At 73.4% G+C, this 14,003-nt stretch carries 10 protein-coding genes; 6 read left to right on the forward strand and 4 right to left on the reverse strand.

The features are described 5' to 3' along the window. Positions 1–122: 122 nt before the first annotated feature. Positions 123–719, reverse strand: coding sequence for a TetR/AcrR family transcriptional regulator (locus tag ACZ7LS_RS31565; RefSeq protein WP_382526898.1), 597 nt, complete (start codon positions 717–719; stop codon positions 123–125). A 255-nt stretch (positions 720–974) separates the two neighbouring features. Here ACZ7LS_RS31565 and ACZ7LS_RS31570 point away from each other — a divergent pair, with 255 nt between their 5' ends. After that, positions 975–2,009 (forward strand): phosphatidylinositol-specific phospholipase C domain-containing protein, encoded by a 1,035-nt coding sequence (locus tag ACZ7LS_RS31570; RefSeq protein WP_382526896.1) that lies wholly within the window; start codon positions 975–977, stop codon positions 2,007–2,009. Between the two features lie 150 nt (positions 2,010–2,159). Here ACZ7LS_RS31570 and ACZ7LS_RS31575 read toward each other — a convergent pair whose 3' ends face one another. Continuing rightward, positions 2,160–3,815, reverse strand: a complete 1,656-nt coding sequence (locus ACZ7LS_RS31575) for an ATP-dependent DNA ligase (protein WP_385132878.1) — start codon at positions 3,813–3,815, stop codon at positions 2,160–2,162. Positions 3,816–3,951: 136 nt separating this feature from the next. Here ACZ7LS_RS31575 and ACZ7LS_RS31580 point away from each other — a divergent pair, with 136 nt between their 5' ends. Both ACZ7LS_RS31580 and ACZ7LS_RS31585 read left to right on the forward strand, forming a co-directional pair. Then, positions 3,952–4,929, forward strand: coding sequence for an oxygenase MpaB family protein (locus ACZ7LS_RS31580; RefSeq protein WP_385132876.1), 978 nt, complete (start codon positions 3,952–3,954; stop codon positions 4,927–4,929). Then, positions 4,911–7,247, forward strand: a complete 2,337-nt coding sequence (locus ACZ7LS_RS31585) for a serine/threonine-protein kinase (RefSeq protein ID WP_385132873.1) — start codon at positions 4,911–4,913, stop codon at positions 7,245–7,247. Before ACZ7LS_RS31580 ends, ACZ7LS_RS31585 begins: the two co-directional genes overlap by 19 nt. Positions 7,248–7,377: 130 nt before the next feature. On the opposite strand, the gene ACZ7LS_RS31590 is transcribed toward ACZ7LS_RS31585, so the two are convergent. After that, positions 7,378–9,288, reverse strand: coding sequence for a serine hydrolase (locus ACZ7LS_RS31590; RefSeq protein ID WP_385132871.1), 1,911 nt, complete (start codon positions 9,286–9,288; stop codon positions 7,378–7,380). A 154-nt stretch (positions 9,289–9,442) separates the two neighbouring features. On the opposite strand from ACZ7LS_RS31590, the gene ACZ7LS_RS31595 reads away from it, so the two are divergent. Continuing rightward, the gene (locus ACZ7LS_RS31595) at positions 9,443–10,549 is read left to right on the forward strand and encodes a calcium:cation antiporter (RefSeq protein WP_385132869.1); all 1,107 of its coding nucleotides are present in this window, start codon (positions 9,443–9,445) and stop codon (positions 10,547–10,549) included. Between the two features lie 113 nt (positions 10,550–10,662). After that, a complete protein-coding gene (locus tag ACZ7LS_RS31600) occupies positions 10,663–12,201 on the forward strand; it encodes a fatty acyl-CoA synthetase (protein ID WP_385132866.1) in 1,539 nt (512 codons plus the stop codon). A 120-nt stretch (positions 12,202–12,321) separates the two neighbouring features. On the opposite strand, the gene paaK is transcribed toward ACZ7LS_RS31600, so the two are convergent. Beyond that, complete coding sequence (gene paaK / locus ACZ7LS_RS31605) at positions 12,322–13,608, reverse strand: phenylacetate--CoA ligase PaaK (protein WP_385132863.1); 1,287 nt, start codon at positions 13,606–13,608, stop codon at positions 12,322–12,324. A gap of 84 nt (positions 13,609–13,692) precedes the next feature. Here paaK and ACZ7LS_RS31610 point away from each other — a divergent pair, with 84 nt between their 5' ends. Beyond that, positions 13,693–13,974 carry a hypothetical protein gene (locus ACZ7LS_RS31610; protein ID WP_382668734.1) on the forward strand — a complete coding sequence of 94 codons (282 nt, stop codon included), beginning with the start codon at positions 13,693–13,695 and terminating at the stop codon, positions 13,972–13,974. Positions 13,975–14,003: the final 29 nt, after the last annotated feature.

Here is a 14,003-nt window from a genome sequence, read left to right on the forward strand (position 1 = left end):
CCCGAGCGCGTCCCGCCGAGCGGTGGGGCGCGCTTCTTCATGCGACCCGCTCGGTCTGACCGGGCGTCACCCCGTGGCGGCGGTCTCGCGGAACACCGCGCACGACGAGGGGGGTTACGCGGTCAGTGTGGCCGGCGCAGGCCCGCGACGAGGAGTGCGACCAGTCCGCGTGCGTCGTAGTCGGGGTCGCTGTCGGCGCCGACGCAGAGGTTTCCGATGCCGTGCATGAGCTGGAGGGCGTCGAAGCCGGAGCGGATCTCACCGGCGGCGACGGCGGCGTCGAGGAGCTCGGCGCACACCGGCACGAGCCGGTCGAGGAAGTAGGCGTGCAGCGTCTCGAAGCGGGCGTTGTCGGTCCGCAGCGCGGCGGCGAGCCCGTGCTTGGTGACCAGGAAGTCGACGAAGAGGTCCACCCACCGGCCGAGCGCCGCGTGCGGTGTCGGGCCGGCCGCCAGCAGGACCGGCCCGGCTTCGGCGCAGGCGTCGACCTGGTGGCGGTAGACGGCGATGACGAGGTCCGCCCGGGTGGGGAAGTGGCGGTAGATCGTGCCCATCCCGACGCCGGCCTTGGCGGCGATATCGCGTACCGGCGCTTCCACCCCCGAGGTGACGAAGACCGTGGCGGCCGCCTCCAGCAGGGTCTGGCGGTTGCGCCGGGCGTCCTTGCGCCGGGAACCGGCCGCGTCTCCCGCGCCCTGGTTCGGGCCGCTGTCGTTCACCGCGACGCTCCTTCCGTGAGGTACACAGCGGAACGATGATCCGTATCGCGAGTGGAGCACGGTTCCGTTTCGCCCATGATGGCAGACCCGGGGGGCCGGGTGCGTGGCGCCTGACCTCGCACCGGTGATCGCCCCCGGGCCGCGGCCCCGCTGATCGCATCCGTAAGCTCGCGTCCTCCCGTTCGTCACCGAACTCGCTTACGCTCCCTCTCGGTTGACATGCCCAAGACATGCGCAACGGGAGGAACAAGGGATATGGCAAAGCTCCTTCGCACCACGGTGGCGGCCGGTGTCGTCGCCGTGCTCGCCTTCGCCACCACGTCGGCCGGCGCCGCCGACACGGGCACGCTGCCGTACCCCTCCACCACCGGGGTCGGTGTCCACAACGCGTACGAGAAGGCCACCTTCCCGTACTTCGCGGACGCCCTGGACTCCGGCGCCGGGATGCTCGAACTCGACGTATGGACCAATGTGTTCGGCGCCTCCTGGCGCGTGTCCCACAGCAATCCGCTGGGCAATGACAACAACTGCGCCAACGCCACCACGGTGAGCCAGCTCCGTACCAACGCGCAGAACCGCGATCTGGCCGGCTGTCTGACCGACCTCAGGACCTGGCACGACGCCCACCAGGGCCACCGGCCCATCGTCATCAAGATCGAGATGAAGGACGGTTTCCAGGGGCAGGCCGGCCGTGGCCCCGCCGCCCTCGACGCGCTGCTCACCAGCAAGCTCGGCGACGCGCTCTACCGCCCCGCCGACCTGGTGGGCGACCGCGCCGACCTCGACCAGGCCGCCCAGGCCGGCGCCTGGCCGACGCGCGCGCGGATGGCCGGCAAGTTCATCGTCGAGCTGATCCCCGGCACGGTGGAGGAGCAGAACCCGCTCGACACCCTGTGGACCGACCGTGAGTACGCCATCCATCTGCGTGACCTCAAGGCGGCGGGACGGCTGGGCGAGGCCGCGGCCTTCCCCGCCGTCCACAAGGCCACCGCCGGTGATCCGCGCACCCGCTACACGGACGCGACGATCAGGCCCTGGTTCGTGTTCTTCGACGGCGACGCCTCCGCCTACGCGGCGGGCACCATCGACACCGCCTGGTACGCGCAGCGGAACTATTTCCTGCTCATGACGGACGCCCACAACGTCCCGCCGGCCATCGACGGCTCCAACCCCACCGAGCAGCAGGCCCGCGACCGGCTGACGCTGCTGGCCCAGCGGAACGCCAGTCTGATCTCGGCCGACTGGCGCTCGCTGCCGACAGTGCTCGCGACCGTCGTCCCGCGCGGCTGAGGAACCCGGCGCGGCTGAGGAGCCCGGCGCGCCGCATCCCGCCGGTTCCCCGGCGCGCGGCATCCGTATCGCCGTGGGGAACCGCACACGTCCCGGGGCCGGTACCGCTCACCGGCCCCGGGGCTCGCCGCCGGGGCCGGGACGGGCCGGTCACACGGCCGCGTCCGTCCCGTGCCGCCGGCCGGGCTCCGTCGCATCCCCGTCCGTCGCATCCCCGTCCTGCGCATCCCCGTCGTGCGCGTCCCGGTCGCCCACATCCCGGCCGCCCACGTCCCGCTCGTGCGCCCCGAGGACCGTCTCCACCGTGTCCGCCTCCGTCGCGGACTTGTCCTCGCGGTAGCGGACCACCCGGGCGAAGCGCAGCGTCACACCCGCCGGGTAGCGGGACGAGCGCTGGAGACCGTCGTACGCGATCTCGACCACCAGCTCGGGACGTACGGTCACGGTGAAGCCGTCGTCCCGGACCGCCAGTTCCCGCAGACGCTCCGTCTGCCACTCCAGCATCTGGTCCGTCAGCCCTTTGAAGGTCTTGCCGAGCATCGCGAACGAGCCGTCCGGCCGGCGCGCGCCCAGATGCAGATTGGAGAGTCTGCCGGTGCGCCTGCCGTGCCCCCATTCCGCGGCGAGCACCACGAGATCCAGGGTGTGCACCGGTTTCACCTTCAGCCAGCCCGCCCCGCGCCGCCCCGCGTTGTACGGGGTGTCGAGCGCCTTGATCACCACACCCTCATGGCCCCGGGCCAGGGTGTCGCGCAGGAACGCCTCCGCGGCCCGCGCCTCCTCCCGGGCCGTGCCGCTGACCACGAGCCGCCGTACCCGCATCGGCCCGGGGACCAGCCGCGCCAGCGCCTCGTACCGCTCCGCGCACGGCAGTTCCAGCACGTCCTCGCCCCCGGCGGCGAGGATGTCGAAGAAGACCGGCGACAGCGGCACGGCCGCCGCGGCGGACTGTACGTCCATCCGCGAGCCGACCCGGCTCGCGATCTCCTGGAACGGCCGCGGTCTGCCCTCCGCGTCCAGCGCGATGACCTCGCCGTCCAGGACGAAGCGGTCGCCCGGCAGCTCCAGCGCGATCGCGGTCACCTCGGGCAGCCGGTCCGTGATGTCGTCGAGCGTGCGCGTGAAGATCCGTACCGTCGGCCCGTCGCGGTGCACCTGCACCCGGATGCCGTCCAGTTTCTCCTCGATGGCGCACTCCCCGAGCCGGTCGATCGCCTCCGCGACGCTCGCCGCGCTCTGCGCGAGCATCGGCAGTACGGGCCGCCCCACCGTGAGGAGGAATTCCTCCAGCACCCGCGGCCCCTCCGCCAGCAGCCGCTCCGCCACCTTCTGGAGGGAGCCGGCCAGCATCACCGCCCGGCGCACCGCGGCCGGCCGCGCGCCCGAGGTCTCCGCCAGCGCCTCGACGGCCACGGCGTCCAGCGCGCCCTGGCGCACCTCGCCGGACATCAGCCCCACCAGGAAGCGCTGCTCCTCCTCCGTGGCCGCGCCCAGCAGTTCCTGGACCAGCCGCCGTCGCTCGCTCTGTGCCCCGCGGCCCGCCACGGCCGCGAGGGCGGTGAAGGTGGCGTCGACCCGGTGCACGGTCAGCCCGGCGCGGTCCGCGGGCGGGGGCGGGTCCTTCAGCGCGTTCCAGCCGACTCCGATCCTGCCCTGCGGCAGCCGCCCGGCCAGATACGGAATGACGACGGGCACGTCCTCGGGGCCCGCCGTACGGAAGAGTCCGGCCAGCAGGGAGATCTTCCGGGAGCGGGCCGAGGTCTCGGCGACCTCCCGGGAGACATGCGCGAGCGGTGCCAACAGCATGCTGCCATCGTGCTACGCCGCGCGCGGGTCCGCCCGTCCTGGCCGGATACCCGCCGGCGCGCGAGCCTGGCAAGCTCGAATCGAACAACTCTATGGTCTACGAACGTATGGCCGAGAGTCGGCGAGGGAGGCAGGCATGGGCGAGACCGGCACCGGCACCGGCGCCACCGGCCCCGCAGCCCCTACCGTCCCCGCCCCCGACCCCGGGCTCTTCGGACCCCGTTCCGTCACCTGGCAGCTGCACGGCGACCCGGTCATGTGGATCGCCGGGATCCGCGCCCTCTACCTCCAGGCGCTGCACCCCCGCGCGGTGCGCGGCGTGACGCAGAACAGCGACTTCCGGCACGACGCCTGGGGCAGGCTCCGCCGCACCGCCGGGTTCGTGGGCACCATCAGTTACGGCACGACCGAGGCCGCCGAGCGGGCCGGCGCCCGGGTCCGCGCCATACACCGCCGTCTCACGGCCACCGACCCCGCGACGGGCGAGCGCTACGGCGTCGACGAACCGGAGCTGCTGCTCTGGGTGCACTGCGCCGAGGTCGACTCGTATCTCCAGGTCCTGCGCCGCTCCGGCATCCCGCTCGGCGACGCGCTCGCCGACCGCTATGTGGCCGAACACCGCGAGGGCGCCCGGCTGGTCGGCCTCGATCCTGACCGGGTCCCGGCCACCACCGCCGAGCTGGCCGGGTATTTCGCACAGGTGCGTCCCGCACTGGCCTGCGGACCCGAGGCGCGCGAGGTCGACGACTTCCTGCGCAGGCCGCCGGTCCCCGCCCCGCTGGTCCCGGCCCGTGCGCTGCTCTGGCGGCGGGTGGCCTCCCTCGCCTACGCGTCGCTGCCGCCGTACGCCCACGAGCTGTACGGCAGGCCCGCGCCCGATCCCGGGACCGTCACCCGTCGGCTCACCGCGACCGGAAACCTGTTGCGCCTCATTCCCGCCCGGGTGCGATGGCAGCTGCCGCCCAAGCACATTCTCCGGGCCATGGCCAGGCTCGGCGCCGACACCCGTCCCGCCCCGTACACACTCCAGGACGGTGCGGCCATACTGGACGGGCCGGGGAGGGCGCAGCGAGGTGACGGGGGCGACAGCACGCGATGGCGGACACCAGGCTGATCCAAGGCCGCTACCGGCTGCTCGACCGGATCGGGCGCGGGGGGATGGGCGAGGTGTGGCGGGCGCGCGACGAATCGCTCGGCAGGCAGGTCGCGGTCAAATGCCTCAAGCCGCTGGGCCCGCAGCAGGACCAGTCCTTCACCCGGATCATGCGGGAGCGGTTCCGCAGGGAGGCGCGGGTCGCCGCCGCTCTCCAGCACCGGGGCGTCACCGTCGTCCATGACTTCGGCGAGGACGACGGCGTGCTCTATCTCGTGATGGAGCTGCTCGACGGACGCAATCTCAGCCAGCTGCTGGAGGACAACCAGCAGCATCCGCTGCCGGTGCCGCATGTCGTCGACATCGCCGAGCAGGTCGCGGACGCCCTCGCGTACACCCATGGCCAGGGCATCATCCACCGCGACCTGAAGCCCGCCAACATCATGCGGCTCTCCGACGGCACGGTGAAGATCTGCGACTTCGGCATCGCGCGGCTCGGCCATGACATCGGCTTCACCTCGCGGCTGACCGGCACGGGCATCGCGATGGGCACACCGCACTACATGTCGCCCGAGCAGATCGGCGCCGGCCAGGTCGACCACCGCAGCGATCTCTACTCGCTGGGCTGTGTGCTGTACGAGATCGCCACCGGCGCCCCGCCGTTCGACCTGGGCGACACCTGGGCGGTACTGGTCGGCCACCGCGACACGATCCCGGAGCCGCCGCGCAAGCACCGGTCGGAGCTGCCGGAGTTCTTCGACCGGCTCGTCCTCGACCTGCTGGCCAAGACACCGGAGGAGCGGCCCACCGACGCGGGGGATCTGCGGCGCAGGATCGGCGCCGCGCGCACGGCCCCGGGCCCGGCGGGCACGGTCCCGGGGAGCGTGGCGCCCGGGTACACGGGCGCCGTGAGCACGGGACCGGTGAGCACCGGGCCGCACACACCCCCGGCGTTCCCCGCGCGGGACGAGGGCCCCGCGGCGTACGGTCCGGGCGGCTGGGGGCCGCCGGGTGGTCCCCGGCTGCCGGCCTGGGCCCGCTCCATGACCACCGGTCACAAGGCGACCGGTGTGTCCGTGCAGCGGCCCACCCCGCCCGACCACTCCGCGGGTCTCACCGGCGAGTGGACCCGCCCGGCCGATCCGCGCGCCACCACCGGGACGTACCCGGCCGCGGCGCGGCCCACCCCGTCCCCCGAGCAGCTCGCCGTCCTCGTCAGCCGGCACAACGCGGGTCTGAGCCTCGGCCGGCTCGGCCGCTGGGAGGAGGCGGGCGAGGTGCACCGCGCGGTCGCCGCGGAACGCGAGCACGCCCTCGGCCCCGACCATCCCGACACCCTCGCCAGCCGGTACGAGGTCGGGTTCACGCTCAGCAGGACCGGGCGGGCGGCGGACGCGCTGCGCGAGTTCACCCGTGTCGCGGAGGGCCGGGCCCGCGCGCTCGGCCAGGACCATCCGGAGACGCTCGCCGCCCGCCAGGAGATGGCGTTCGCGCTGGGGCAGCTCGGACGGCATTTCGAGGCTCATGACGTGTTCGCCACGGTGCTCGCCTCGCGCGAGCGCACGATGGGTCCCGACCATCCGGACACCCTGCGCTGCCGCCACAACCTGGCGTACAACCTCAGCCGTCTCGGCCGGCTGGAGGACGCGTACCGGCTGGCCCACTCGGTCGCCGCCGCGCGCGCCAGGGTGCTCGGCGCCGACCATCCCGACACGCTGGTCAGCCAGTACGAGGTGGGCTACGCGCTGGGACGGCTCGGCCGCTGGCCGGAGGCGCTGGGCGCCTACCGTGAGGTGGCCGCCGTCCGTGCCCGCGCGCTGGGCCCCGACCACCCCGACACGCTCTCCGCGCGCTACGAGATCGGCATCAGCCTGGGACGGCTGGGCCGCAGCGAGGAAGCCCTCGATCTGTACCGCGGGCTCGTCGCCGACCGGCGCCGTGTCCAGGGGCCGCTGCATCCGGAGACCCTGCGGGCCCGGCACGGCTTCGGCGTCAACCTGGGCCGGCTCGCGCGCTGGGACGAGGCGCTCGCCGAGGCCCGTGAGGTGTGCGCGGCCCGGGAACAGGTCCTCGGCGCCGACCATCCCGACACCCTCGTCAGCCGCCGGGAGATCGCCGTCGGCCTGGGCTGGCTGGACCGCTGGCCCGAGGCCCTGACCGTCTACCGGAGGGTCGCGGAGGCGCGGGACCGGGTCCTGGGCCCCGTCCACCCGGAGACCCTGGCGGCCAGGAACGACGAGGCGCACTGCCTGGAGCAGCTGGGACGGGGGGCCGAGGCGGTGGAGCTGTACCGCCAGGTCGCCGCGTTGCGCCAGCAGCACGGCACCAGGGGCCGCTGAGCGCGCGTCCCCGCCCCTCGTCCGCCCGTAGCCCCAGGCCAAGGTCGCACAGGCCAAGGCCGCGATCGCCCCCCGTCCGCCCCGTACCCCCTGAGGGGCGCCGGCCCGTCGTCCGGGGCGGCCACCACCGTCAGTCCTCCGACGCCACCCAGCCGGCCGCCTCGATACGCGCCGCGTCCTCCCGCCGCGCCTCGTCGAAGACCGGGCGCCCACCGTCCTCGATCCGCAGCCCGTCCACGTACGCGCCCCGTCCCCCGTACAGCCGGTCCGTCGTGTACCGCCAGCGCAGCCGCACCGCCGTATCGCGCCAGGCCGCCAGGTCCGCGGTCAGCCGGTGCCAGACACGCCCCGACCAGCCCGTGGCCGAACCCGCCGGGTGCGCCAGCGGCTCCTGCCCGGTGCGTACGGTCGTGAAAGGCACCGGCCGCCAGCTCTTCCCGGCGTCGGCCGACGCCTCCAGGAACAGCCCGTCCGCGTCCGGCTCGGTGTCCCACCACAGCGCACAGCGCAGCACCCCGGCGCGGGCCGTGACCGGGGGCAGGGTCAGCGTGGCCGTCGTGGCGCCCGCCATGCCCGAGAACCACGCGGTACGGCCGTGCGCGGGCCGCACCGCGACGGCCCGCGCCATCCGGTCGGCCGTCGCGGCGCGCGGCGCGCTGCCGGACCGCCAGCTCCGCACGGGGTGCACCGAGTTGCCCAGGACGATCAGGAAGGAGTCGGTGGTCGGGTCGAGGACGAGACTGGTGCCGGTGAACCCGGTGTGCCCCGCCGTGCGCGGGGTGGCCATCGCGCCCATGTACCAGTGCTGGTACAGCTCGAAGCCCAGTCCGTGGGCGTCGCCGGGGAAGCCGGAGTTGAAGTCCGTGAACATCAGCTCGACGGACTCGGGCCGCAGGATCCGGGCCCGGCCGTAGGCGCCGCCGTTCAGCAGCGTACGGGCGAGGACCGCCAGGTCCCAGGCGCGGGAGAAGACTCCGGCGTGGCCCGCGACCCCGCCGAGGCTGTAGGCGTTCTCGTCGTGCACCTCGCCCCACACCAGCCCCCGGTCAAGCCCGGACCACGGCGGGCGCGCGTCCTCGGTGGCGGCGATCTTCGGTCTCCAGGAGACGGGCGGGTTGTAGCGCGTGCGGTGCATCGAGAGCGGAGCGGTGATCTCGTCGCAGAGCAGGGTGTCCAACGTGCGACCGGTGATCCGCTCCAGGATCAGCTGGAGCGTGATCAGATTGAGGTCCGAGTACAGATAGGCCGTGCCGGGCGGGCTCACCGGGGCCTCGTTCCACAGCAACTGGAGCTTGCCCTCGTACGTCGGCGCCGTATAGAGCGGGACCCAGGCACGGAAGCCGGACGTGTGCGTCAGCAGCTGGCGCACGGTCACGTCCTGCTTCCCCGCCCGGCCGAACTCCGGGAGATAGGTGGTGACACGGGCCGCCAGCTCCAGTTCTCCGCGCTCGATCCGCTGGACGGCGAGGATCGAGGTGAACAGTTTGGAGAGGGAGGCGAGATCGAAGACCGTGTCCTCGGCCATCGCGATCCGCCGCTCGGGCGGCAGCTCCACTCCGGTGTCGGTCTTCTCGTCGTACGCCGCGTAGCGAACGGCCGCACCGAGCGGCCGGTGCAGGGCGACCGTCCCTCCGCGCCCGGCGAGCAGCACGGCGCCCGCGTACCAGGGGTGCGCCGGTGAGGGGCCGAGGAAGGCCGTCGCCTCGTCGACCAGCCGGTCCAGCTGGCCGGGGAGGAGGCCGGCCCGCTCGGCGGAGCCGTGCCGCAGCGTCGTCCGCCCCCTGCCGCCGGACCCGCCACGCGGTCCCGCCGCGGCGGCGCGGGCCGCGCCGTCGGCGAACGGGATCGGCGCCACGGCGAGTGCGCCGCCCAGCGCCAGCACGCCCCTGCCCAGCCCGCGCCGGCTCAGAGGCCGCGCATCGCTCCGCCCGGCGTCCCGCCCGCCGCTCCGCCCGCCGTCCCCCGCGCTGGTCCGCGCGCGGCTCCGTCCGCCGCCCTCCGTACCGCTCGCTCCCTGTTCGTCCGCCCGGTCCTCCGCCATGCGGCAGCCCTCCCCTGAACGTCGTCTCCTGGGATCTCACCGTCAGGACCTCTTACCACAGCGGAACTGACACCGCATCACGGGGGACGGCACGGGGCCGCCGTACGGCGCCGTCACCGAGCGCACCACCAGCACCTCTGGCAGCGTGAGGCGCATGAGGACGAGCATCGGCATCAGGTCACTGATGTCCCAGTGGACCGTGGTGGTGCCGCTGGTCGCGGTGGTCGCGCTGGTCTTCAGCTGGGGGCGCAGCCTGCCGGGCTTCGCGGTCGCGCTCGTCGCCGTCTGTCTCGCGGGCGCCGTGCTCGCGGCCGTGCACCACGCCGAGGTCGTCGCCCACCGGGTGGGGGAGCCCTTCGGCTCACTCGTCCTCGCCGTCGCGGTCACGGTCATCGAGGTGGCGCTCATCGTCACGCTGATGATCGACGGCGGGGACAAGACCGCCTCGCTCGCCCGTGACACGGTCTTCGCCGCCGTCATGATCACCTGCAATGGCATCGTCGGCCTCTGTCTGCTGGTCGGCGCCGTGCGCAGCAGGGTCGCCGTGTTCAACGCGGAGGGCACGGGCACCGCGCTGGCCACCGTCGCCACCCTGGCCACCCTGACCCTGGTGATCCCGACGTTCACCACCAGCAAGCCGGGCCCCGAGTTCTCGCCCGCGCAACTGGGCTTCGCCGCCGTCGCCTCGCTCGTCCTGTACGGGCTCTTCGTCGCCGTGCAGACCGTCCGTCACCGCGACTACTTTCTGCCCGTCACCCAGGAGGGGGATGTGCGGGAGGAGGACTCGCACGCCCCGCTGCCCACCCGCCCCGCGACCGTCCTGAGCCTGATGATGCTGGTCGTGGCACTGATCGCCGTCGTCGGGGACGCGAAGGCGGTGTCCCCCACCATCGAGTCGGGCGTGGAGTCGGCCGGACTGCCGCAGGCCGTGGTCGGTGTGGTCATCGCGCTGCTGGTGCTGCTGCCCGAGACCCTCGCCGCCGTACGCGCCGCCCGCCGCGAGCGCGTGCAGACCAGCCTCAATCTGGCGCTCGGCTCCGCCATAGCGAGCATCGGTCTGACGATCCCGGCCATCGCGCTCGCCACGATCTGGCTGAGCGGGCCGCTGGTGCTCGGGCTGGGCGCCATCCATATGGTGCTGCTCGCGCTGACCGTGGTGGTGGGCGCCCTGACCGTCGCTCCGGGCCGGGCCACACTCCTCCAGGGCGGGGTGCATCTGGGGATCTTCGCCGCGTTCGTCTTCCTCGCCATCAGCCCATGACCCGGTCGGGCCCCGGCCGTTCCGGCGGCGGGCCGAGGGTCCGGAAGGTCCGGGGGCGGTCCGGGGCCGTCCGGGGGATTGACCCGGACCGCGGCCGCCCGGAGGATCGCGCCATGAACGCCGAGGACCACACCGCGCCGGAACCCGCCGATCCGCTGCGGGAGTTGCTCGACAGCACCGTCGACGGCGTGGTGCGCCGCACCGCGGCCCGGGTGCCCGACCGCGTGGCCGTACGGTACGCGGACCGCGCCTGGACCTACGCGGAGCTGGACGCGGCCGTCTCCACCGCCGCCGCCGAGCTGCGCGGTCACGGTCTCGCGGACGGCGACCGGGTGGCGTCCTACGGCCACAACTCGGACGTCTATCTGATCGCCTACCTCGCCTGCGCGCGGGCCGGGCTCGTCCACGTACCGGTCAATCAGCATCTCACCGGCGACGACCTCGGCTATCTCGTACGGCAGTCGGGCAGCGCGCTCGTCCTCGCGGATCCGGACCTCGCCGGGCGGATCCCCGGAGACGTTCCGGTACGCGCGCTGCGAGACGCCGACGGCTCGCTGCTCGCCGCACTGGCCGTGCCGAGGCCGTACGAACGGGCCGGCGATCCCGGCGAGCTGTCCCAGCTGCTCTACACCTCGGGCACCACCGCGCTGCCCAAGGGCGCCATGATGACGCACCGCGCCCAGGTGCACGCGTACGCCAGCTCCATCACCGCCCTGGACCTGCGGGAGAGCGACCGGCCCGTCCACTCGCTGCCGCTCTACCACTCCGCCCAGATGCATGTGTTCCTGCTGCCGTATCTCGCGGTCGGCGCCGAGAACACGATCCTGGACGCGCCGGACGCGGAGACGATCTTCGAACTCGTCGGCGCCGGCCGAGCGGACAGCCTCTTCGCGCCGCCCACCGTATGGATCGGCCTCTCGCAGCACGCCGAGTTCACCACGCGCGACCTGACCGCGCTGCGCAAGGCGTACTACGGTGCCTCGGTCATGCCGGTGCCCGTACTGGAACGGCTGCGCGCCCGGCTGCCCTCGCTCGCCTTCTACAACTGCTTCGGACAGAGCGAGATCGGCCCCCTCGCCACGGTCCTCGGACCCGACGAGCACGAGGGCCGGATGGACTCCTGCGGCAGGCCCGTCCGGCACGTCGAGGCACGGGTCGTCGACGAGAACGGCGAGGACGTTCCGGACGGTACGGCGGGCGAGGTCGTCTACCGGTCGCCGCAGCTCTGCGCGGGGTACTGGGACAAGCCGGAGGAGACGGCGGAGGCGTTCCGCGACGGCTGGTTCCGCTCCGGGGACCTCGCCGTGCGGGACGCGGAGGGTTACTACACGGTCGTGGACCGGGTGAAGGACGTCATCAACTCCGGTGGGGTGCTGGTCGCGTCCCGGCAGGTCGAGGACGCTCTCTACACCCATCCCCGCGTCGCCGAGACCGCGGTCGTCGGACTGCCCGACGACCGCTGGATCGAGGCCGTCACGGCCGTCGTCGTCCCGCGCGGCGAGGTCACCGAGGCCGAACTCCTCGCCCACGCACGCGAGAAGCTCGCCCACTTCAAGGCCCCGAAGCGGATCGTGTTCATGGCGGCGCTGCCGCGCAACGCCAGCGGGAAGATTCTCAAGCGCGAGCTGCGGGACCGTCTCGGCCAGTCCTGAGACACCGCGCGGGACCGGACGCCGGGACGGGACGCCAGAACCGGACGCCAGGACCGGACGCCGGTGCCGCAAGCGGGGACGCCGGGGCCGGACGCCGGGGTCCGGGGCCCGGGGCCCGGCTCAGTGGGACCTGAGGTCCACGATCCGCTTGATCTTGCCCACCGAGCGCTCCAGCGTCTCCGGATCGACGACCTCCACCGCCACCGAGACCCCCACCCCGTCCTTGACGGCCGTGGCGATCGCCCGCACCGCGTCCGCGCGCTGCGTGGAGGTCGCGTCCGCACGGGCCTCGGCCCGTACCGTCAGCGCGTCCATCCGGCCCTCGCGGGTCAGCCGGAGCTGGAAGTGCGGGGCCACCCCCGGCGTACGCAGCACGATCTCCTCGATCTGGGTGGGGAAGAGGTTCACCCCGCGCAGGATCACCATGTCGTCGGACCGGCCCGTGATCTTCTCCATCCGGCGGAAGACCCTGGCCGTACCGGGCAGCAGCCGGGTGAGATCCCGGGTCCGGTAGCGGATCACCGGCATCGCCTCCTTGGTGAGCGAGGTGAAGACCAACTCGCCCTCCGCACCGTCCGGCAGCACCTCCCCGGTGAACGGATCGACCACTTCCGGATAGAAGTGGTCCTCCCAGATGTGCAGGCCGTCCTTCGTCTCCACACACTCCTGGGCGACCCCCGGGCCCATCACCTCCGACAGCCCGTAGATGTCGACCGCGTCGATCGCGAACCGCTCCTCGATCTCGCGCCGCATCTCCTCCGTCCAGGGCTCGGCGCCGAAGATGCCCACCTGGAGGGAGGTCGTACGGGGGTCCACGCCCTGGCGCTCGAACTCGTCGAGCAGCGTCAGCATGTACGACGGCGTCACCATGATGATCTCGGGGCGGAAGTCCTGGATCAGCTGGACCTGCCGGGCGGTCATGCCACCGGACGCCGGGATCACCGTGCAGCCGAGCCGCTCGGCGCCGTAGTGCGCGCCGAGGCCGCCGGTGAAGAGGCCGTAGCCGTACGCCACATGGACCTTGTGCCCGGGGCGGCCGCCCGCCGCCCGGATCGAGCGGGCCACCACATCGGCCCAGGTGTCCAGATCCCGCTGGGTGTACCCGACGACGGTCGGCCGGCCCGTGGTGCCGCTGGAGGCATGGACGCGCCGCACCTCCGACTGGTCCACGGCGAACATCCCGAACGGATAGTTGTCCCGCAGATCGGCCTTGGCGGTGAACGGGAAGCGCGCCAGATCGGCGAGCGAGCGGCAGTCCTCGGGTCGCAGCCCGGCCCGGTCGAAGGCCAGCCGGTAGTGGCCGACGTTGTCGTAGGCGTGCCGCAGTGTGGCGCGCAGCCGCTCCAGTTGCAGTGCGGCCAGTTCCTCGCGGCTGAGCTGTTCCGCCGCGTCCAGCAGAGATGTCATGGGCGCTCTCCCGGTCCCTCGGACAGTGCGGTCATCCGATCGACCGATCATTCGGTTGATCGTCCCCGGATCAGTAATTCAGGAGTGCCGACGAGCGTCAAGAGCCGCGACGCGGCCCGCGCGGCGGTTCCCCGCCCGCAGGACCGCGCCCGCCCGCCCGGTCCGGGCTCCAGCGGCCCCGTGGACGATCCCGTCCGTGAGCGGCGGGTCCCGGAGGCGGTCGTGCGGACGGCCGGGGAGCGCGGCGCGCCCTGCTGCGACGGCGTGCCGCCGGTCCCGGCGGCTCCGGCGGGCGGCGAACTGCCCCTGGACACACCGCGTATGACGGCGCCGCACCGCGCCCTCGGCTCCGTCCGCCGGCCGTGACCCGTCCCGCACGGACCCCGCGGCGCGGC

It is taken from the genome of Streptomyces sp. NPDC039430 (genome assembly GCF_055639435.1).

Bases quoted from the DNA above. Each gene is read 5' to 3' on its own strand.
- ACZ7LS_RS31570 (WP_382526896.1), top strand. From the start codon at position 975: ATGGCAAAGCTCCTTCGCACCACGGTGGCGGCCGGTGTCGTCGCCGTG.
- ACZ7LS_RS31575 (WP_385132878.1), bottom strand. From the start codon at position 3,815: ATGCTGTTGGCACCGCTCGCGCATGTCTCCCGGGAGGTCGCCGAGACC.
- ACZ7LS_RS31580 (WP_385132876.1), top strand. From the start codon at position 3,952: ATGGGCGAGACCGGCACCGGCACCGGCGCCACCGGCCCCGCAGCCCCT.
- ACZ7LS_RS31585 (WP_385132873.1), top strand. From the start codon at position 4,911: ATGGCGGACACCAGGCTGATCCAAGGCCGCTACCGGCTGCTCGACCGG.
- ACZ7LS_RS31590 (WP_385132871.1), bottom strand. From the start codon at position 9,288: ATGGCGGAGGACCGGGCGGACGAACAGGGAGCGAGCGGTACGGAGGGC.
- ACZ7LS_RS31595 (WP_385132869.1), top strand. From the start codon at position 9,443: ATGAGGACGAGCATCGGCATCAGGTCACTGATGTCCCAGTGGACCGTG.
- ACZ7LS_RS31600 (WP_385132866.1), top strand. From the start codon at position 10,663: ATGAACGCCGAGGACCACACCGCGCCGGAACCCGCCGATCCGCTGCGG.
- paaK (WP_385132863.1), bottom strand. From the start codon at position 13,608: ATGACATCTCTGCTGGACGCGGCGGAACAGCTCAGCCGCGAGGAACTG.